The organism is Paenibacillus sp. FSL P2-0089 (genome assembly GCF_038595095.1).
Taxonomy (GTDB): domain Bacteria; phylum Bacillota; class Bacilli; order Paenibacillales; family Paenibacillaceae; genus Paenibacillus_AQ; species Paenibacillus_AQ silagei.
In genome coordinates this window covers 6,113,592-6,133,769 of record NZ_CP152006.1, presented here as the reverse complement: position 1 = coordinate 6,133,769, position 20,178 = coordinate 6,113,592, and the positions used below count along the sequence as shown (strand labels likewise).

15 protein-coding genes and 3 rRNA genes are annotated in these 20,178 nt (G+C 51.5%); 14 read left to right on the top strand and 4 right to left on the bottom strand.

Annotated elements, in window-relative coordinates; genetic code table 11:
* The first annotated feature begins 24 nt into the window (after positions 1-24).
* Positions 25-753, top strand: a complete 729-nt coding sequence (locus NST69_RS25765) for a peptidase E (protein ID WP_342547490.1) — start codon at positions 25-27, stop codon at positions 751-753.
* 50 nt (positions 754-803) lie between these two features.
* Here NST69_RS25765 and NST69_RS25760 read toward each other — a convergent pair whose 3' ends face one another.
* On the bottom strand, positions 804-1,355 hold the full coding sequence (locus NST69_RS25760) for a helix-turn-helix domain-containing protein (RefSeq protein WP_342547489.1): 552 nt from the start codon (positions 1,353-1,355) through the stop codon (positions 804-806).
* A 160-nt stretch (positions 1,356-1,515) separates the two neighbouring features.
* Here NST69_RS25760 and NST69_RS25755 point away from each other — a divergent pair, with 160 nt between their 5' ends.
* From NST69_RS25755 to NST69_RS25695, 13 genes are all read left to right on the top strand, one after another.
* Positions 1,516-2,175 (top strand): alpha/beta hydrolase-fold protein, encoded by a 660-nt coding sequence (locus NST69_RS25755; protein ID WP_342547488.1) that lies wholly within the window; start codon positions 1,516-1,518, stop codon positions 2,173-2,175.
* Positions 2,176-2,181: 6 nt separating this feature from the next.
* On the top strand, positions 2,182-2,952 hold the full coding sequence (locus NST69_RS25750) for a class III extradiol ring-cleavage dioxygenase (RefSeq protein ID WP_342547487.1): 771 nt from the start codon (positions 2,182-2,184) through the stop codon (positions 2,950-2,952).
* A 156-nt stretch (positions 2,953-3,108) separates the two neighbouring features.
* Positions 3,109-3,993, top strand: coding sequence for a hypothetical protein (locus NST69_RS25745; protein ID WP_342547486.1), 885 nt, complete (start codon positions 3,109-3,111; stop codon positions 3,991-3,993).
* 192 nt (positions 3,994-4,185) lie between these two features.
* Positions 4,186-5,746 (top strand): 16S ribosomal RNA (locus NST69_RS25740).
* A gap of 299 nt (positions 5,747-6,045) precedes the next feature.
* Positions 6,046-8,971, top strand: a 23S ribosomal RNA gene (locus NST69_RS25735).
* Positions 8,972-9,117: 146 nt separating this feature from the next.
* A 5S ribosomal RNA gene (rrf, locus tag NST69_RS25730) occupies positions 9,118-9,234 on the top strand.
* Together the 16S, 23S and 5S rRNA genes form the textbook arrangement of a ribosomal RNA operon.
* A 527-nt stretch (positions 9,235-9,761) precedes the next feature.
* Complete coding sequence (locus NST69_RS25725) at positions 9,762-10,859, top strand: hypothetical protein (RefSeq protein WP_342547485.1); 1,098 nt, start codon at positions 9,762-9,764, stop codon at positions 10,857-10,859.
* A 198-nt stretch (positions 10,860-11,057) separates the two neighbouring features.
* A complete protein-coding gene (locus NST69_RS25720; RefSeq protein WP_342547484.1) occupies positions 11,058-11,717 on the top strand; it encodes a response regulator transcription factor in 660 nt (219 codons plus the stop codon).
* A 2-nt stretch (positions 11,718-11,719) separates the two neighbouring features.
* Entirely contained in the window at positions 11,720-13,093 is a 1,374-nt protein-coding gene (locus tag NST69_RS25715) for a HAMP domain-containing sensor histidine kinase (RefSeq protein WP_342547483.1), read from the top strand.
* Between the two features lie 103 nt (positions 13,094-13,196).
* A complete protein-coding gene (locus NST69_RS25710) occupies positions 13,197-14,285 on the top strand; it encodes a hypothetical protein (protein ID WP_342547482.1) in 1,089 nt (362 codons plus the stop codon).
* 108 nt (positions 14,286-14,393) lie between these two features.
* Positions 14,394-15,191: a dihydrodipicolinate synthase family protein gene (locus NST69_RS25705; protein WP_342547481.1), complete on the top strand. Its 798-nt coding sequence runs from the start codon at positions 14,394-14,396 to the stop codon at positions 15,189-15,191.
* A 64-nt stretch (positions 15,192-15,255) separates the two neighbouring features.
* A complete protein-coding gene (locus NST69_RS25700; RefSeq protein WP_209879144.1) occupies positions 15,256-15,840 on the top strand; it encodes a DUF421 domain-containing protein in 585 nt (194 codons plus the stop codon).
* Between the two features lie 54 nt (positions 15,841-15,894).
* Entirely contained in the window at positions 15,895-16,368 is a 474-nt protein-coding gene (locus tag NST69_RS25695) for an OsmC family protein (protein ID WP_076085265.1), read from the top strand.
* A 20-nt stretch (positions 16,369-16,388) separates the two neighbouring features.
* Here the strand turns inward: NST69_RS25695 and NST69_RS25690 are convergent, their stop codons facing one another.
* The 3 genes from NST69_RS25690 to NST69_RS25680 are packed head-to-tail and all read right to left on the bottom strand — an operon-like array spanning position 16,389 to position 19,990.
* Positions 16,389-17,813, bottom strand: coding sequence for a HAMP domain-containing sensor histidine kinase (locus NST69_RS25690; protein ID WP_340980289.1), 1,425 nt, complete (start codon positions 17,811-17,813; stop codon positions 16,389-16,391).
* Positions 17,814-17,815: 2 nt separating this feature from the next.
* On the bottom strand, positions 17,816-18,502 hold the full coding sequence (locus tag NST69_RS25685) for a response regulator transcription factor (protein WP_209879141.1): 687 nt from the start codon (positions 18,500-18,502) through the stop codon (positions 17,816-17,818).
* A gap of 15 nt (positions 18,503-18,517) precedes the next feature.
* Positions 18,518-19,990 carry a hypothetical protein gene (locus NST69_RS25680; RefSeq protein WP_342547480.1) on the bottom strand — a complete coding sequence of 491 codons (1,473 nt, stop codon included), beginning with the start codon at positions 19,988-19,990 and terminating at the stop codon, positions 18,518-18,520.
* Between the last annotated feature and the right edge of the window lie 188 nt (positions 19,991-20,178).

Genomic DNA, 20,178 nt, shown 5'->3' with positions numbered 1-20,178 from the left:
ATATTATAAATAGGAGTGATGAAGATGGGGATTATTGTGGCGATTGGCGGAGGAGAGATTAGCGAATTGGAGACTTTGGCAATCGATCAAACGATTGTAGATCTAACGAACAAAAAGAATCCCAAAGCGTTGTTCATTCCTACAGCCAGTATGGATGCGGAAGGATATTGTGACTCTTTTCAATTAGTGTACGGTGACCACTTAGGGTGTGAGGTCCAGCATTTACTACTGACGAAGAATACATATGCACCAGAAGAGATCGAAAACATGATCTTATCCGCCGATTTAATCTATGTGGGTGGCGGTAATACGAGAAAGATGCTGGACATCTGGCGGGAGCATGGTGTGGATATTTTGCTGAAGCAAGCGTACGACTCGGGGGTTGTGCTGTCAGGAATGAGTGCGGGTTCGATCTGCTGGTACGAATACGGTCATAGTGACTCAGAGGCGTTCGATAATGAAGGGAAATGGATCTATATCAAATTGAAGGCGATGGGGATCTTACCAGGAATTCACTGTCCTCATTATAATGAAGACAACCGCGAGGCAGATTTTTTGGAGATGATTAAGGGAATGAATACAACAGGCATAGCCATTGAGAATCACTGTGCCATTATTTACAAAGATGATGGGTATAAAGTGATCTCCTCCAGAGAACAGGCCAAGGCCTATAAGATACAAGAGATCAATCAGCAGATGATCGTGACGGAGATTGAGAAGCATGCTGAATATAATGAGATAGCGAATATGTGAATAAAAGCCCGCACTCCGCCTATAAGGCCAGAGTACGGGCTTTTAATTGTTTAGAGGACATCCTGTCCGTTTTCGTTTTCAGTGTAGATGGAGATTAGTACAATCGCGGTGTCCTCACCCGTATTTCGGACGGAATGGGGGGTGCAGGCGTTCCAGCTAAAGGAATCACCCTCAGTAAATTCAGCTCCATCTTCCCCTTGCTGGGCATAGATGTTTCCTTTAATGACGACATGGACCTCCTGTCCTTCATGCGCATGGGGGGCATCCCCAATCATGGCACCAGGAGGGAACTCGACGATCGACATCCGGACGTTCTGGGTGGAGCTGAGGTGCTCAACCTTTAGCTTAGCTGCGCCGCTGGTGGTGATTCTCCGTTCATCCTTGCGGACAATCTGCATGCGTTCTTCTTTTTTGAGCAGCAAATAAGCAAGAGGAACCTTCAGAGCCTGGGCGATATTCTCCAGTGTAGCGATGGAAGGTGAGGTCTTATTGGTTTCGACCTGGCTCATGAAGCCTTGGGAGAGGCCGGTAGTGTCGCAGATTTGCGCGATGGTGATATTTTTCCGCTTGCGGATTGCCCGTATTGTAGCGCCGATATCCATAGGATCACACCTCTATAATATTTGTAATACTAAACTTATTTTCATATTAACAATTTTATTGTTGACAAGTCAATGTGCATTGCGATAAATTACTCATATAGAAAATATATTATTATAACTAATATTCAAGTGATAATCTTCAGTTATGGAGGAAAATAAGATGAATCCTAAGTATTCATATGATGTTCACCTACCGGATGGGCTGGAGCAGGGCAGGAAATACCCGGTGATCTTTACTTTTCACGGCAAAGGCTCTGATGAGCGCAATATGTTCGGTCTGGTGGCCCCGCTGGCTAAGGAGTTCATTATTATCGGGGTTCGCGGGAATCTGCCACTGGGTATGGGGTATCAATATTATGATTTGAAAAGCCTGGGCAACCCTATCCGCGAGATGTTTGACCAAGCTGTCAGCGATCTTGAGACCTTCATTCACTATGCAACGCAGCAGTATCCGATCGATCCGGACAAACGTTATTTGCTCGGCTTCAGCCAAGGGGCCATTCTGTCTATGACGCTTGCGCTTACGATGGGAGATCAGCTGAAGGGGATTGTAGCACTGAATGGATATATTCCTGAATTTGTGAAAATGGAGTATAACCTCCGCAGCCTTAAGAACGTGTCTGTCTTCGCTTCACATGGTGAATACGATTCGGTGTTCCCGGTGCGCATTGGACATGAGACTGCCGCCTATCTGGAGGGGCAAACCGAACGGTTGACCTTCAGACTCTATCCGTCCGACCATGGCGTAACTGAAGAGAACCAGCGTGATTTCTTGCAATGGCTCAAGCAGGATGCCGGATTAACCATTAATAAGGAGTGATTGACTATGATGCCTTCCTATTTTTTTGCACACGGAGCCCCATCTATCGTTCTTGAAGATAATGCCTACACCAAGCTGTTAAAAGAGTTCAAGGACCATATGCCCAAACCGAAAGCCATCGTTCTCTTCTCAGCGCATTGGGAGGAACCCGTGCAGTCAGTGGGCGCGGCGGCAACGTATGATACCATTTATGACTTTGGCGGATTCCAGGACGAGCTGTACCAGATGACGTATCCCGCACATGGTGATCCGGCTCTCGTGGAGCAGATTCAGAAGCTTTTGACCGCGGGTGGTGTGAAGAATGTCAGGGATGAACAAAGAGGGCTCGACCACGGCGCATGGGCTGTGCTGAAGCTGCTCTACCCGGAAGCGGATATTCCGGTTGTGGCGATGTCTGTGAATCGTGATTTGCCTAATGAGCAGCAGTATGAGATCGGCAAGGCGCTGGCGGCGCTGCGTGAACAGGATGTGCTGATTATCGCCAGCGGGGGAACCGTTCATAATCTGCGGAGATTGAACTGGAGTTCGGATGAGATCAACGGGTGGGCCGAGCAGTTTGATCGCTGGATTCAGGAGAAGGTAGAAGCATGGGATACAGAAGCGCTGTTTCAATACGAGGAGCTTGCTCCTTATGCGGAGATGGCGGTCCCGACGAGTGAGCACTTTATTCCGCTGCTCATCGCTATGGGAGCGGGAGACCCGGGGCGTAATGCGCAGCTGCTTCACCGGAGTTATCAGTATGGTAATCTAAGCTTGAGCTGCTGGCAGTTTAATTAAAATGTGGTGAACTCCGCATGCTCCGCTTCGGCAATCTCCTTGGCATAATTCCGAAATCAGGCATGTCAAGCTGTCGGGGAGGAAGGAATTTCCGGTCCACTTTTCAATACATTCTTGGTAAGGTAGGGGGACTGCTATTCTGAAGAGGTGATGATTATGCAAAAGAAACATTGTGCATTCTGCGATCAGATTGTCCGCATTACAGCAGACGGTGAGTACGATCAGTATATTGACTGCTCCTGCTCTCCTGGCGGAAGCTACGGCCTGATTAGAGACAGCTATGAATCAATTCTTGCGCTCTCGTTCCAGCAGAAGCGGGACATGCTGCATCTGATCTCAGGTTATATCCGCGAAAAGACGGATTGTGGCGAGAAGGTGATCCTTGCGTTCGGCGATCTGGAGGATATTGTGAATGCCCCGGGTATTCCGGTAACGGCTGAGGATAAAGGAGGCCGGCTGTTGCAGTATCTATATAGGCATTGTAGTGGCCCCAGGGAGCCCGTAGTGATTCATCCCCTGTCCCGCAGCTACAATCTGACATACTCTCCCAATCTGCAGGAGCTGGTCTATATTATTGACAGGCTGCAAGGTGAGAATCTGTTAGTCCGGGAAGGTATGAACTTCACATTGACCTCTCTGGGGTGGGAAGAAGCAGTGGCTACTTCAGGAGGCCGGACCTTACAGCAATGCACCGTTCTTCTGCCGGATGATGAGAAGCTGCAGGCGGAGTGGCAGGACAAGCTGTGGGCCAAAATCGAGCAGTTGGGCTATTTTCCCCGTTTGCTTGCCAGCAAGAACGAAGCTGCGAATTCGCTGGAGCCTGTGGCGGACAGCAAGCTGGTTATTGCGGACCTCACAGGCCAGTCATCTGAGGTGTATCTGGCAGCGGGCTATGCGCTTGGGCTGAACATTCCGGTAATCTGGACGGTCAGAGGCGATGAGGCAGATACATTAAGGATCCATCTTCAGGAGATACGTCCTCTGGTTTGGGATACTGCGGAAGAGCTGATGGTATTGCTTCAGCAAGAACTTTTGAAATAATAGTTGCATAGTTGTCTGATCCATGTTATATTATAAAAGTTGCTGGTGACGAGCTAATCGACACTGACAACGAGCTTGATCTTTGAAAACTGAACAACGAGTGAGTGGGAAATCACTTCGGTGAGATCCAAAAATGAGAATGTAAAATCTCGTCAGATGTTTCAAAATGAGCAATCGCTCTTTCTAAATACCAATTTGGAGAGTTTGATCCTGGCTCAGGACGAACGCTGGCGGCATGCCTAATACATGCAAGTCGAGCGGAGTTTGAGAGGAAGCTTGCTTCCTTTCAAACTTAGCGGCGGACGGGTGAGTAACACGTAGGCAACCTGCCCTCAAGCCTGGGATAACTACCGGAAACGGTAGCTAATACCGGATAATTTCTTTTTTCTCCTGAGAGAAGAATGAAAGGCGGAGCAATCTGCTGCTTGGGGATGGGCCTGCGGCGCATTAGCTAGTTGGTGGGGTAACGGCCCACCAAGGCGACGATGCGTAGCCGACCTGAGAGGGTGAACGGCCACACTGGGACTGAGACACGGCCCAGACTCCTACGGGAGGCAGCAGTAGGGAATCTTCCGCAATGGGCGCAAGCCTGACGGAGCAATGCCGCGTGAGTGATGAAGGTTTTCGGATCGTAAAGCTCTGTTGCCAGGGAAGAACGTCCGGTAGAGTAACTGCTACCGGAGTGACGGTACCTGAGAAGAAAGCCCCGGCTAACTACGTGCCAGCAGCCGCGGTAATACGTAGGGGGCAAGCGTTGTCCGGAATTATTGGGCGTAAAGCGCGCGCAGGCGGTTATTTAAGTCTGGTGTTTAAACCTTGGGCTCAACCTGAGGTCGCACTGGAAACTGGGTGACTTGAGTACAGAAGAGGAAAGTGGAATTCCACGTGTAGCGGTGAAATGCGTAGATATGTGGAGGAACACCAGTGGCGAAGGCGACTTTCTGGGCTGTAACTGACGCTGAGGCGCGAAAGCGTGGGGAGCAAACAGGATTAGATACCCTGGTAGTCCACGCCGTAAACGATGAGTGCTAGGTGTTAGGGGTTTCGATACCCTTGGTGCCGAAGTTAACACAGTAAGCACTCCGCCTGGGGAGTACGGTCGCAAGACTGAAACTCAAAGGAATTGACGGGGACCCGCACAAGCAGTGGAGTATGTGGTTTAATTCGAAGCAACGCGAAGAACCTTACCAGGTCTTGACATCCAACTAACGAAGCAGAGATGCATCAGGTGCCCTTCGGGGAAAGTTGAGACAGGTGGTGCATGGTTGTCGTCAGCTCGTGTCGTGAGATGTTGGGTTAAGTCCCGCAACGAGCGCAACCCTTGACTTTAGTTGCCAGCAGGTTGAGCTGGGCACTCTAGAGTGACTGCCGGTGACAAACCGGAGGAAGGTGGGGATGACGTCAAATCATCATGCCCCTTATGACCTGGGCTACACACGTACTACAATGGCCGGTACAACGGGAAGCGAAGCCGCGAGGTGGAGCCAATCCCAGCAAAGCCGGTCTCAGTTCGGATTGCAGGCTGCAACTCGCCTGCATGAAGTCGGAATTGCTAGTAATCGCGGATCAGCATGCCGCGGTGAATACGTTCCCGGGTCTTGTACACACCGCCCGTCACACCACGAGAGTTTACAACACCCGAAGTCGGTGGGGTAACCCGCAAGGGAGCCAGCCGCCGAAGGTGGGGTAGATGATTGGGGTGAAGTCGTAACAAGGTAGCCGTATCGGAAGGTGCGGCTGGATCACCTCCTTTCTATGGAGAATCGTCTTCTGCAATGGAGACATTCAAATCGGAAGCTTCGCTTCCAAAATAGAACCCTTGGGTTCGAATACTCACTCGTTGGTCAGTTTTGAGAGCTCAAACTCTCAAGTAACACTGTCTGTTATTCCGAACATCACAGCCGTGATTGTCCCGTAATAACAGCAACTTGATCCTTGAAAACTGGATACCGAAACGAATTTGCGTTTTAGAACATTCCTTTAAGCTGAACTTGTGTAAACAAGTTTCATATTAATGGCGATACTAGCGATTTTCCTTAGGGAAAACGTATTGGTTAAGCTACTAAGAGCACACGGAGGATGCCTAGGCGCCAGGAGCCGACGAAGGACGTGGCGAACAACGAAACTGCCTCGGGGAGCTGTAAGCAAGCTTTGATCCGGGGGTGTCCGAATGGGGAAACCCAGCTGTGGTAATTCGCAGTTACTCATTTCTGAATACATAGGAAATGCAGAGGCAGACCAGGGGAACTGAAACATCTAAGTACCCTGAGGAAGAGAAAACAATAGTGATTCCGTCAGTAGCGGCGAGCGAACGCGGAACAGCCTAAACCAAGGGGCTTGCCTCTTGGGGTTGTGGGACGTCTCACATGGAGTTACAAAGGAATTCAGTAGGCGAAGAGGTCTGGAAAGGCCCGCGATAGAGGTAAAAGCCCTGTAGCCTAAACTGTGTTCTCTCCGAGACGGATCCCGAGTAGTGCGGGGCACGTGAAACCCCGTATGAATCCAGCAGGACCATCTGCTAAGGCTAAATACTACCTGGCGACCGATAGTGAAACAGTACCGTGAGGGAAAGGTGAAAAGCACCCCGGAAGGGGAGTGAAATAGAACCTGAAACCGTGTGCTTACAAAAAGTCAGAGCCCTCTTTATGGGTGATGGCGTGCCTTTTGTAGAATGAACCGGCGAGTTACGTTTAACATGCAAGGTTAAGGTGAGAAGCCGGAGCCGCAGCGAAAGCGAGTCTGAATAGGGCGACTAAGTATGTGGACGTAGACCCGAAACCGTGTGATCTACCCCTGTCCAGGGTGAAGGTGCGGTAACACGCACTGGAGGCCCGAACCCACGCATGTTGAAAAATGCGGGGATGAGGTGGGGGTAGCGGAGAAATTCCAATCGAACTCGGAGATAGCTGGTTCTCCCCGAAATAGCTTTAGGGCTAGCCTCGGTGAATGGAGTGGTGGAGGTAGAGCACTGATTGGGTGCGGGGCCCGCAAGGGTTACCAAGCTCAGTCAAACTCCGAATGCCATTTACTTCTTGCCGGGAGTCAGACAGTGAGTGCTAAGATCCATTGTCAAAAGGGAAACAGCCCAGACCATCAGCTAAGGTCCCCAAGTGTGTGTTAAGTGGGAAAGGATGTGGAGTTGCACAGACAACCAGGATGTTGGCTTAGAAGCAGCCACCATTGAAAGAGTGCGTAATAGCTCACTGGTCGAGTGACTCTGCGCCGAAAATGTAACGGGGCTAAACACACCACCGAAGCTATGGCTAGATGCTTTGCATCTGGGGTAGGGGAGCGTTGTGTAGGGGTTGAAGGTGTACCGTAAGGAGCGCTGGACACTACACAAGTGAGAATGCCGGTATGAGTAACGAAAAGATCAGTGAGAATCTGATCCGCCGAAAGCCCAAGGTTTCCTGAGGAAGGCTCGTCCGCTCAGGGTAAGTCGGGACCTAAGGCGAGGCCGACAGGCGTAGTCGAAGGACAACAGTTTGAAATTACTGTACCACCGTAATCCGCTATGAGCGATGGGGTGACGCAGGAGGGTAGTGACGCGGACTGATGGATGTCCGTCTAAGCAGTGAGGCTGGTGTGCAGGCAAATCCGCACATCGTTAAGGCTGGGCTGTGATGGGGAGCGAAAATTATAGTAGCGAAGGTCATGATCTCACACTGCCAAGAAAAGCCTCTAGCCAGGAGAAGGTGCCCGTACCGCAAACCGACACAGGTAGGCGAGAAGAGAATTCTAAGGCGCGCGGAAGAACTCTCGTTAAGGAACTCGGCAAAATGACCCCGTAACTTCGGGAGAAGGGGTGCCTCGGTAGGGTGAATAGCCCGAGGGGGCCGCAGTGAAAAGGCCCAAGCGACTGTTTAGCAAAAACACAGGTCTGTGCGAAGCCGCAAGGCGAAGTATACGGGCTGACGCCTGCCCGGTGCTGGAAGGTTAAGGGGAGCGGTTAGGAGCAATCCGAAGCTGTGAACCGAAGCCCCAGTAAACGGCGGCCGTAACTATAACGGTCCTAAGGTAGCGAAATTCCTTGTCAGGTAAATTCTGACCCGCACGAATGGCGTAACGACTTGGGCGCTGTCTCAACGAGAGATCCGGTGAAATTTTAATACCTGTGAAGATGCAGGTTACCCGCGACAAGACGGAAAGACCCCATGGAGCTTTACTGCAGCTTGATATTGAATTTGGGTACGATCTGTACAGGATAGGTGGGAGCCGTGGAGGCAGGAGCGCAAGCTTCTGCGGAGGCGCCGTTGGGATACCACCCTGATCGTATCTAGGTTCTAACCTAGTGCCCTCATCGGGTACGGGGACCGTGTCAGGCGGGCAGTTTGACTGGGGCGGTCGCCTCCTAAAGAGTAACGGAGGCGTTCAAAGGTTCCCTCAGAATGGTTGGAAATCATTCGCAGAGTGCAAAGGCATAAGGGAGCTTGACTGCGAGACCTACAAGTCGAGCAGGGACGAAAGTCGGACTTAGTGATCCGGTGGTACCGCATGGAAGGGCCATCGCTCAACGGATAAAAGCTACCCTGGGGATAACAGGCTTATCTCCCCCAAGAGTCCACATCGACGGGGAGGTTTGGCACCTCGATGTCGGCTCATCGCATCCTGGGGCTGAAGTAGGTCCCAAGGGTTGGGCTGTTCGCCCATTAAAGCGGTACGCGAGCTGGGTTCAGAACGTCGTGAGACAGTTCGGTCCCTATCTGTCGTGGGCGCAGGAAATTTGAGAGGAGCTGTCCTTAGTACGAGAGGACCGGGATGGACGTACCGCTGGTGCATCAGTTGTTCCGCCAGGAGCATGGCTGAGTAGCTACGTACGGACGGGATAAGCGCTGAAAGCATCTAAGCGTGAAGCCCCCTCAAGATGAGATTTCCCAGTATGTAAGACCCCTTGAAGACGACGAGGTAGATAGGTTGGAGGTGGAAGTGCAGCAATGCATGGAGCTGACCAATACTAATCGGTCGAGGGCTTATCCAAAAAATAATTCGCAGATTCGTTTCGGATTCAGTTTTCAGGAATCAAATTGTAATTTATGGAGCTCAAGTAGCTCTGTAAAGAAGATTTGTTTTCAGCATTTGGCGATGCTGAGACCTGAATAATAGCATTTGATATTCAAATGCCCGTTTGGTGGCGATAGCGGAGGGGTTCCACACGTACCCATCCCGAACACGACCGTTAAGCCCTCCAGCGCCGATGGTACTTGGACCGAAGGGTCCTGGGAGAGTAGGACGTTGCCAAGCACACAAGACCACTGTTGATTACTCGACAGTGGTCTTTTTGTATTTTTAGGAAATCTGAACACAATAGGTGCTGCTGCGCCGAGGGATGGGTCCCATTCTTCACAGCCAGTAACATTTATAAAGAAATCCTGCAAGAAGTGCAACAATGCTGCCCCGTAGAAGCGGTCTATGCTGAAATCCTGCACGAAATGCAACAAATTCAGCGCTAACTTGCTCTAACCACCGAAATTTGTGCAAATAATGCAACAATGTAGCGTAGCCCGTAACTTTTTTAAAGAATTCCTGTAAAAAGTGCAACATTGCTGCTCCTTACAAGCGGCCGATGAGAGAGAAAATAGCCTATGGGCTGGATGTATTCTACCAGAAGGCGTTGAGGTACCAGCATTCTTCACCCGCAGGGTAAGTTTGTTCTATTCCGGGCGAGGGTCTCTTTTTACAACTCCATAACAACTGTCACTCTACTTTATAACATGTTGAGAGTAGGGTAATGGTAGAGAAAATACTATACTCCTGTGGAGGTTATCCCGTTGAATAAGAAGAAGTGGTCTGCTTCTATAGCAGTCCTGTTATGTGCAGGAGGGTTATTCGCCATCAGTGCTGTTGTCGTCCCGAACTTAGTGAACTCTGCTGTTGTCACCAAAGGCAGCGCAGCAGCACAGAATGATCTCAGACTGACACTGCCGGAGAGTACAGTTCCTGTATTGAAAGTAGCGGCACCTGTGCCAGTATCTACTGTCGATGATTACCTGCGGAAGAATATGAACAAGGAGCTAATGGAGCAAATTTATGATTCTCTGAGTAAAGCACCTGAGCCCACGGTAGTTGGCGGCCAGGATCAAACCGAATCTGAGCTTAACCTTCGAACTAAGCGTCAATGGGTGCTGGAAGATCAGTATGAGTATGATGGCCTTCGGCCTCAGAAGCCCCTGCCCTTCGAGGCGGGACAAGGAGATTTATATCTGGATCTAAAGACCAATACGCTCTACGTTCCAGATAGAACTTGGACCGATGAAGAACTGCTGCAGCTTATAGACTGGAACTATCGCCAGGCGTCTGCAGCCTCTCTACGCTTTCCGGAAAAACCTGTTCTTCCTCAAAAGTACAGCGAATCTAAATTCATCATGCGTGCGGTTGAAAGTGTGCGTAAGCTCTACGATGCCGATGTGTCTAAGATGCAAATGGCAACTAATCTGAGAAAAGCGGAATATGGCTTTCCTTCCCAATGGTGGGTGTATTTTTCTCCCTACAAGGAGCGGACCATGCGGGGACAAGGACAGGAGGTATGGAATTACCATGTGATTATCGATACAGAAACCGGAGTGGTAGTGGATACGACAGCAGTTAATTTGGCAGCGATAAGAACGCCTATTGATGAGGCTGCGGCTAAATCAGTCCAAAAGGATCCTAGCTGGATCAAGGAAGCTATACGGATTGTTAAGGACAAGCAAGGAGAGCAAAGGAAGATCGTAAAGGCCTATCTGACCGATACTGAAGTGAACAACAAACGTGGAATGGTTGCGGTAGATGTGTTATTAGAAGACGGCAGCAAATATAATGCGGAATTTCGCTATCCGAGTATGATTTTGCGTTGCCTCATTTATGAGCCTGCCGATAAGTGGAAATAAGCGGGAAGCTTATGTTCAATGAACAAACTAGTCCTGACGATCAAGCAGTTCTTGATTTGTCAGGATTTTTTGGCAGGCGGTTGTGTAAGGTCAGGTTCGGCTTATAGGTTATGGATGCTTTGGAATCTGGTATGATTAAGATTAGGTTACCTATGAAAGGGTATTCTGTGGCTACAGAGTTAGGAGGATATTCGACAGATGGCTCATATACTTGTTGTTGAGGATGAACAGGCGATTAATGATTTAATAACGATGAATCTTAAGCTGGTGGGACATACGTATGCCAAAGCCTATAGCGGCTCGGAGGTAGCGGACATGCTGGAGAAGGAGCGTGCGGATCTAATCTTGCTGGATGTCATGCTTCCCGGACTGGACGGGTTCGGGGTGATGGAGCAGATTGCGCCACTACGGATTCCGGTGATTCTGATTACGGCCCGGGGTGCACTCTCTGACCGGATCAGGGGCTTCGAGCTGGGTGCGGATGATTATATTATTAAGCCTTTTGAGATTCTGGAGCTGCTGGCCCGGATTAATGTTGTGCTGCGGAGGAATGAGCAGGCCGCCTCTGCTTTTGTATGTGATGGGGTTGAAGTCCGGTTCACGGAGCGTCAGGTGTGGGTGGATCAGCTGCTGGTGGATCTGACGGCCAGAGAATTCGAGCTGCTTGAAGTGCTGATCCGTAACCGGAATATTGCTCTTTCCAGAGAGAAGCTGCTGGAGCTGGCATGGGGTTATGATTATGCGGGTGATACCCGTACTGTGGATGTACATATCCGGCAGCTGCGCAAAAAGCTGGGCTGGGAAGAACGGATCAAAACCGTGTTCAAGCTGGGCTACCGGCTGGAAGTTCAGGTCTAGCCATGCGGTTCTGGCATAAGATTCTTCTTGCTGTCCTGGTGCTGTTTATAGCGGCCCTTGATGTGAGTGTCGTGATGGTGTTGAAAAAAAGCTGGCAGCTGAACATGGCGAGTGAGCGTAAACGCGCGGCCAGCGAGCAACTGCTGATTACAAACAGTATATATGAGAATCTGGAATCCAATCGGTTCAGAGGGATGTCGCTCAACCCTGAACTGCTGGTAAGCGTGACTCAATCTTATGGTCAGCATTACCGCAAACAGGGAATAGGATTGGAACTACGTGAGAATGGTCGGCTGCTGTATCCCATTGAGGACGGGGTGAGTCCCGGTCAGGAGGAGACGCGTGCAGCACAGGAAGAACATATCATGACGTTAGCGATGCCGCTCCCGGCTCCCTATCAACATTTGGAACTGGTATACAAGCGCGATATCAGCGGGCTGTACGCTCAGCAGGAGGAGCTTAACCGTTTTTTTGTGATGATTAACTGGATTGTAGGGCCGCTTCTTGTGGTACTGCTCTACCTTCTGATCCGGAATCTGACCAAGCCGCTCAAGCTGTTATCGGAGACGACGAAGACGATTGCCGAAGGCGACTATTCCAATCGTGTGGAGCTGAACAGCAGGGATGAATTCGGGGAACTGGCCTTCAACTTTAACAAGATGGCTACTGTGATAGAGCAGCGGATGAGCGATCTCGCAGGCATGGCTGAGGATAAACAGCGGATGGTCGATAATCTAGCTCATGAGCTGCGGACACCACTGACCAGTATGCAGGGATTTGCGGAGCTGCTGACCACGGCTAACATAGATCAGGAGGATCAGGTCAAAGCGGGGCGCTATATTCTCAGCGAGACGGTGAGGTTGAAGAATCTAGCTTTTAAACTGTTGGATCTGTCCGTTCTGCGGCATCAGCCGCTGGTGTTGGCAGAGGTAGATGTGGCTTCGCTATTCGACACTGTGGCCCAGACCGAGCAGCAGAGGGTAACAGATAACGGATTACGGCTGGAGCTGGATAGCACCATTCCTGCCGTATGGGGAGATGCGGATCTGCTGGCAGCTTTTCTGGTGAATCTGATTGAGAATGCCATTCCTGCGTCCCCGCCAGGCAGCACAATCCGCTTGCTGGCCTATCAGCAGGACGGAGAAGGGGTACTTGAAGTACAGGACAGCGGGAGTGGAATGACAGAAGAGCAGAGCAGGCGGGCATTTGAGCCGTTCTACCGTGTAGACCAATCCCGTTCACGGGCCTATGGCAACGCAGGTCTCGGTCTCTCTCTATGCCGCCAGATTGCCGAAGCGCATCAGGGCAGAGTTGAGCTGCAATCTGCTCCTGGTGAGGGGACGAGCATCCGGCTTTTTTTAAGCTCCACTTTGTGAAGCTATTTTACAACTCCATAACAACTGCACTTCTACTCTATAATATCCCGGGATTAAGCTATGGATAGAGTTAATATCCTGAATCCCGATGGAGGTAATACAATTGAACAAGAAAAAGTGGTCTGTTACGATGGCAGTTGTCCTATGCTCAAGCGGTATGTTCGCATTCAGCGGACTCCTTGTCCCCAGTCTGGCGAACTCAGCAGTCATCGCAAAGTACAGTACGGCAACTCCGGTTAGTGCTAAGGCAAGTCCGGCAGGAAGTGCTGTTCCTGTGCTGAAGGTCGAGGCACCCGTGCCGGTATCTACCGTGAATGATGATCTGATTAAGCAGATGACAGAGGAACAAATTCAGCAAATCTACTACTATCTAGAGCTCCCAGGCGATCCCCATATTTCAGGCCGGGCGATGAGCGATGCGGAGATCAACCGCAGGCGGGTGCTGGAGGATAAGTATGTGTATGATGGTGTGCGGCCGCAGAAGCCTCTGCCGCTAGAGGCGGGTCAAGGAGAATTGTATCTCGATATAAAGACCAATACGTATCATCAACCGGAGCGCACCTGGACGGATGAAGAGCTGCTGCAAATGATTGACTGGTCCTACCGGGTTAATCTTGTGGCATCCAAACGTAATATCACTGCTCCGGCCGTTGCCGTACCGCAGAAATTCAGCAAGGCTGAAGTACAGGCACGGGCGGCTGAAAGTGTGCGCAAGCTGTTCGATGCCGATGTCTCCAAGCTGAAAACAAATGTTATGCTGGTGGAACCGGGTTATGGCATACCTTCATTTTGGTCGGTTCACTCTGAACCATATAAGTCGCTTACTCTGCTTGGACAAGGTCAGGAATACTGGCAATATAGTGTGCAGATCGATCCTGACACCGGGGTGGTGGTTGATACGACAGCTTTTAACTCTGTGATGAAAAGAACCCCTATCGACGCGGCAGCTGCGGCTGCCATGAAGAAGGATGACAGCTGGGTAAAGGAAGCTACCCGGATTGTAAAGGACAAGCAGGGAGAGAAAAGAAAGATAGTGAAGGCGTATCTGACGGGCACTGAGGTAAACAATAAACGCGGGATGGTGGCCGTGGATGTATTACTGGAAGATGGCAGCAAATATAATGCGGAATTCCGCTATCCGGGTAAACAACTGCGTTGTCTGATCTATGAGCCTGCCGGTAAGGCTAAGTAAGCGGGAAGCCGTGTTGCTATAGAACTGAATTTATCCTGATGATCAAGTCTCTCTTGATTCATCGGGATTTTTTGTTACATTAGAGAGAAGACAGAAAGGGGTGAGGGGATGAAAAGATTAAATGTGGCGATTCCAACGCCTTTTCATGGGGATGAGGGTCTGAATACTGACGGATTTGCGCCTATCGTGGCTTACCAGCAGCAAAACGGCATCGAATCCCTGCTGATCTCAGGAAGTACTGGCGAGCAGCATTCGCTGAGTATTGAGGAAAGATTAGAAATTATTGAATATTTCAATCAAAAGCGTTCTCCGGGGATGGAGCTGATCTTCGGCGTGTCCGCGATAAGAACCCGTGATGCTGTCCGGCTGGTGCAGGCGGTGGAGACATCAGTGATGGATGTGCTGCTGATCGGATTTCCCCCGTATATCCGGCCTACGCAGCAACAGGCGGTTGCTTATGTGGAGGAACTGCTTAGTCATACGAGCAAGCCCGTAGCGCTGTATAATAATCCCGGCCGGACCGGATTTGATCTGACCCCGGAGTCGCTGTACACGTTAATCCTGCGCCATCCGAATATTGTCGGCTACAAGGAAACAGGCGATTTGCAGCGGCATGTGGGAGTGGAGTATCCGGAGGGGTTCATTCTTTTTGCAGCAGGGGATATGAGGCTTGTGGAGAATTTCGCCGCAGGCCCTTGCAATGGCCTCTCCAGTGTGGCGGGAAATCTATACCCCTTGGAGATCAAGAGCGCGGTGGAGCGTCTGCTGCGGAAGGAGCAGGTGGAGGCTGGACCTTTGGAGGACATAGTGGCGCAGGTGTTCAGCGGGCATGCGCTTGTCAACATCAAGCAGCATTACAACCGGTTGGGGATTCCGGCGGGCGTGTGCCGGGCTCCGATTCTCTAGATATGCATATTCGCCTCCTGTAAGACAAAAGCTAGCCTATCTACTGTCAAAAGGAGACGGAGCGATGAATGAAATCTGGAGCGAAATCTGGAAGGCGCTGGTGCTGATCATTGTCGGGATGCTGGTGCTGCGGCTAGCCGGCCGCAAATCGATCTCGCAGATGACGATTCCTACGACGATCGCCATGATCTCAATTGGGACGATTATTGTGCAGCCGATCGCCGATCATAGTATTCTGATTACTATAGTTGCAGCAGCCGTATTCATCATAGTGTTAATTATAGTGGAATGGCTGCAGGTACGGTGGAATGCTTTTGAGCGGCTAATTAAGGGGCCTGCGGTTATTGTTATTGCGGAGGGACAGCTTCAGCCTAAGAATCTGAGGAAGCTTAGATTAACCGTCGATGAGCTGGAGATGAGCCTGCGGGGACAGGGGATCTCCAGGCTCAGCGATGTCAAAACAGCGACGATTGAGCCTAACGGCCAGCTCGGATATGAATTACAGGATTCCGCAAAGCCGGTCACTATGGCCCAGGTAGAGGCGCTTTTTGCTACGTACCTGGGCGGAAGCTGTCCAGCGAATGAGACTGCATACCTGGATCAGCCTGATCAGCAGACGGGGCTTTTTGACGAGATTAAGTTGCAGTAGAAGTGTAGAGATGGCTGTAAAATCAGCTAAGCAGAAAAGAAAGGACGGAGTGAGATGAAGCATCCTTTTCACCTGAAGGCGGTATGGAATGGAGGGCGGAACAGCGAAGGGCATATTGATGCGGGCGGACTGCGGACGGTTATATCGATTCCGCAGGAGATGGGCGGGCCGGGAACCGGCACGAACCCGGATGAGATGCTGCTGGGTGCAGCAGCGACCTGTTACCTGATTACTTTGGCCGCAATGCTGGAGCGTTCGGAGATTGTTCCAGAGGCCCTGACCCTGGCGTCTGAAGCGACAGTAGATGTCACGAATAATGTGTTCACGTACGAAAAGATCGTGCACAAGCCTAGCATTGTGCTCCAGGCTGGTGCGACACCGGCGCAGCTGAAGATGGCAGAGCGGCTGGCACATAAGGCTGAAGCCTCCTGTATGATCTCCAGAGCCGTGGCCGGTAATGTCTCTATAGAGACTAAGCCAGTTGTGGAAATCGCGCACGGGAGCGGACAAGCCCGGGTAGAGTTATAGAAGCACAGGGGGATACAGAGCTAGAGCTGCACTGGTGATGCAAAATGCTGCTCCACCTCGTAGCGCGGCAGCTCAACAATTACCGAGGTTCCTTTGGTGAACTCACTCTCGATCCGCAGACGCCCGTCATGCAGCTCGATAATTTCTTTGCAGATGGCGAGGCCCAGGCCGCTGCCGGACTGACGGGAGCGGCCTTTGAAGAATTTGGTGCCAAGCTGCGTCAGATCCGCGGCCTCGATGCCTTCGCCGTTGTCAGCCACGGTGACGATTATCCGTTCGCCTTCGAGCACTGCGGTAAGGCGGATCTCACCCTCCGCAGGGGTGAACTTGAACGCATTATCCAGCAAATTGACAAACACCTGCTTCAACCGGTTAAAATCACCGTCCACCGGCAGCGGCTGATCGGGAAGGTCGGCGTAGAGGCGGATCTGCTTCGTCTGCCCCCGGTATCTGAACTGCAGCAGCAGATCCTCCAGCAGGCCTCTGAGATCATACGGCTGGCGCACAATGCGGATCTCTCCGGCCTGAAATTTGGAGAAGTCGAGCAGATCCTCCACCAGTCCGATCAGCCGGTCTGTCTCCCCGGTCATGACCTCAAGCCCCTGCAGGATCTCCTGCCTATCTGATAAATCACCGACCAGCAGCGTTTCCCCCCAGCCTTTGATGGAGGTAAGCGGGGTCCGCAGCTCATGGGTGACGGAGGAGATGAAATCATATTTGAGCTTCTCACTCTTGAGAATTTCCTCCGACATATAATTCAGCGTTACCGCAAGGGTGCCGACTTCATCGTCATAGCGCCTCGCTGCCCGGACGGCAAAATTACCGGTGGCCATTTCCTTGGCGACCCCGGTCAGCTGCTGGATCGGCCCTACGATCCGTTTGGCGATAATCAGGCTGAGCATGAAGCCGAATCCAATGACGAGTAGCCCGATGACGGCTGCATTGAGTGCGATCCGGATAATAACATGATATAAAGGCTCTGCCGAGACCGAGTACCGCAGCAAGCCGATTGTGCTCCCCGACTCCTTCAGCGCGATAGAGACCGCCATAATTCGTTCCCCGTTCACTGGCTTGATGCTCTGAAAGCTTCCTTTGCCGCTGGTCAGAGCTGCTCTCACATCAGGGGTACTCACCTGCTCTGTACTGGAGAAGCCGAAGGAATTAATGACCACGTGCCCAGCTGGACTCAGCACTTCCACCTTACTGCTCTCCTCAGGGGAGAGATTCTCCAGAATATAACGCGCCCGCTCATTCAAGCTATAACTCTCCAGATACTTATTGAAAAAGGTCGCTGAAGTCGTGGCCCTTGTATTCAATGTCTCCATCGCACTGCCCAGATAATAATAGTGGACAGCAGCGATGAACACTCCCTCCAGCAGCAGCACGATCAGGAGCAGCACAAGGGTAATATAGACGATAAGTCTGGACCTGATTCCCTTCAGCACAATTAGCCCCTCCAAATATATCCGAATCCCCACACGGTCTCGAGGAACTGCGGCCCGGAGGACTCCTGTCCGATCTTCTGGCGGATTCGGCTGATATTCACATCTACAATTTTAAGATCCCCCATGAAGTACTGCCCCCATACGGCTGTCAAAATATCATCCCGGTTCATGGCCTTGTTCGGCTGTTCCATCAGCAGCTTAACGATCATAAACTCGGTTGGGGTCAGCGGGATATCCTGCCCGTCCTTCAATAATTTCCGTTCATCCAGCAATAGTGTAAAAGGCGGCAGCTCGATAAGATTCTCCTGCGGCAGCACTTCTCCCGGATACATCCGGCGGTAGAGCGAGCGCACCCGGGCGACCAGCTCCACCGGACTGAAGGGCTTGACCACATAGTCGTCTGCGCCGGATTCCAGGCCCATGACCTTGTCGATTTCCTGGCTTTTGGCGGTGAGCATAATGATTCCCAGCCGGGGGAAGTGTGTCCGCAGAAGGGTGCACACCTCGAACCCGCTGAGTCCGGGCAGCATCAGGTCGAGAATCGCGATGTCAAAATCCCTCTGTTCTCTTGCAATGCGCAGCGCCTCTTCACCGGTAGAAGCCTCCGCGATCTCGAAGCCTGCCCGCTTAAGGTTGATACACAGCAGATCACGGATAGGCTTCTCATCTTCCAGTATCAGCACTTTCATGAACAGCTCTCCTTCTTATTGCCGGGGCTTCTGAGGTGTGCCGGCCAGCTGAACGACTTCATCTAATGTCAGCTTCAGCTGATTATAATTCTGCAGATCGGCCCCCTGCAGCTTGCCGGCGGCATCCGCTGCGGGCATTACGGCAACGAATAGGGTAGGCTCCGTGTCATTGTTAGAGTTCCCCTGCTCATACAGCAGCTTATACTCTCTATTCTCAGCCTTCAGCTGGACCTCTGCGGCAGCCCAGGCCTTCTTCGTCAGCAGGCGAAGCTCCAGCAGCGGAGCCTTCACAGCAGACCCGGTATTCTTGTAGCTGAACTGGAGCTTCTCCCAGGGCTGGGGTGATTCTCCCGGAACCTCCAGCAGGGTCTGGCCCGCCCAGGACTTGGGAATACGGAAGTTGAAGCCCCAGCGGTCGAACTGCTCCTGCACGAAGGTCAGGCCGGTCTGTCCGTCCCACTGATAATATTTGGTGATGAATGGGGTCGCCAAGGGAGCCATGCTCTCCGTACCGGCTGGCGGCACCAGGAAGCCGAATTCCAAGATCCCGTCATTATTCACATCCAGGCTGGACTGCGGGTAGTCCTTAATTGCAATACTGCTGCTGCCAAGCAGGTCAGGAGAGACGGCTGGCGGAGACAGCACCAGATCCTTGCTTGCAGCGAGCGCAGTACGCTGATAATCATCTGTTGCCAGTATATCAGTAAACCTGTCTTTTTCCCAAGTTAGCAGTGAAGTATAGGAAGCATGTGCGCCAATGGCGGCATCGATGACGATTGCTTCCCGGGTAGGGGACGCCTTGCCGAACTGGGCTTCGATGACATTACCATCGAGCTTCTGGTCAGATAAGGTCTGCAGCGTACCGTCCTTGAGCCGGAGCAACAGGAGATGGGTCTCGCGTAGGTTATCTGTGGTGTAGGTACTCTGAAGCAAGGCAATGTCGGTATGCCCGCTCCCGGTCAGGTCGCCAAGGACCAACTGGTCGTAAGGCTGCTTAAGCAGCTCGGTCAGCTTGCCGCCGTTTAGGCTGTAGACCGCCAGCTCTTTGCTCAATCCCTCCCCGCCGCCGTATCCGAGCAGCAGCTCCTCCGCTCCGTCACCGGTAACATCTGTGAAGGACACTTCATTCAATTCGCTGCCCACCCCGGTAAGGTTAGCCAGCTTGGTCCACTTGCCGTTCTGTTGTGAGAGGAGAAGGGTGTTGATCTCGTAATCGGTCTTGTCTGTCTTGTAGAAGGCCAGTAGCTCCCCCTGCCCGTCCTTGTCCAGATCCTGTAATTGAATCGCACTGCCGGATTCCGAGTGGATGGGAACCGTTAAATGCGCGTTGGCCGGTAGAAAGGATTTGACGATTCCGGTAAGATTGCCGTCGCTATTCCCCTGTGCCGGGGCTTGAAGCAGATCGCTCGGTGTCTTCATGGTGCCACAGCCGGAGGCGATCAGGCTTAAGAATAAGAGGCTGCTGAGGCCGAAGGTATATTTGTTCATTACAGTTACGCTCCTTAGGATTCATCTGTGGCTAGTATATCCTAACCTTTCGGGCAATTAGTTTCAAAATGGTAAAGGAGCTGACTGAAGATATTAATATGAGATGGAATATGAGATGGAATGGCAGTAACGGTAACGCAAAGCTTAAACTCGTCGCTGCGGTGAACATTTGGACTTTCGGCCGCTGT

What these genes read in the sequence shown, in the direction of transcription:
- NST69_RS25745 (WP_342547486.1), top strand. Translation starts at nt 3,109, where the DNA reads ATGCAAAAGAAACATTGTGCATTCTGCGATCAGATTGTCCGCATTACA.
- NST69_RS25685 (WP_209879141.1), bottom strand. Translation starts at nt 18,502, where the DNA reads ATGAAAGTGCTGATACTGGAAGATGAGAAGCCTATCCGTGATCTGCTG.
- NST69_RS25705 (WP_342547481.1), top strand. Translation starts at nt 14,394, where the DNA reads ATGAAAAGATTAAATGTGGCGATTCCAACGCCTTTTCATGGGGATGAG.
- NST69_RS25680 (WP_342547480.1), bottom strand. Translation starts at nt 19,990, where the DNA reads ATGAACAAATATACCTTCGGCCTCAGCAGCCTCTTATTCTTAAGCCTG.
- NST69_RS25695 (WP_076085265.1), top strand. Translation starts at nt 15,895, where the DNA reads ATGAAGCATCCTTTTCACCTGAAGGCGGTATGGAATGGAGGGCGGAAC.
- NST69_RS25715 (WP_342547483.1), top strand. Translation starts at nt 11,720, where the DNA reads ATGCGGTTCTGGCATAAGATTCTTCTTGCTGTCCTGGTGCTGTTTATA.
- NST69_RS25720 (WP_342547484.1), top strand. Translation starts at nt 11,058, where the DNA reads ATGGCTCATATACTTGTTGTTGAGGATGAACAGGCGATTAATGATTTA.
- NST69_RS25700 (WP_209879144.1), top strand. Translation starts at nt 15,256, where the DNA reads ATGAATGAAATCTGGAGCGAAATCTGGAAGGCGCTGGTGCTGATCATT.
- NST69_RS25755 (WP_342547488.1), top strand. Translation starts at nt 1,516, where the DNA reads ATGAATCCTAAGTATTCATATGATGTTCACCTACCGGATGGGCTGGAG.
- NST69_RS25760 (WP_342547489.1), bottom strand. Translation starts at nt 1,355, where the DNA reads ATGGATATCGGCGCTACAATACGGGCAATCCGCAAGCGGAAAAATATC.
- NST69_RS25750 (WP_342547487.1), top strand. Translation starts at nt 2,182, where the DNA reads ATGATGCCTTCCTATTTTTTTGCACACGGAGCCCCATCTATCGTTCTT.
- NST69_RS25765 (WP_342547490.1), top strand. Translation starts at nt 25, where the DNA reads ATGGGGATTATTGTGGCGATTGGCGGAGGAGAGATTAGCGAATTGGAG.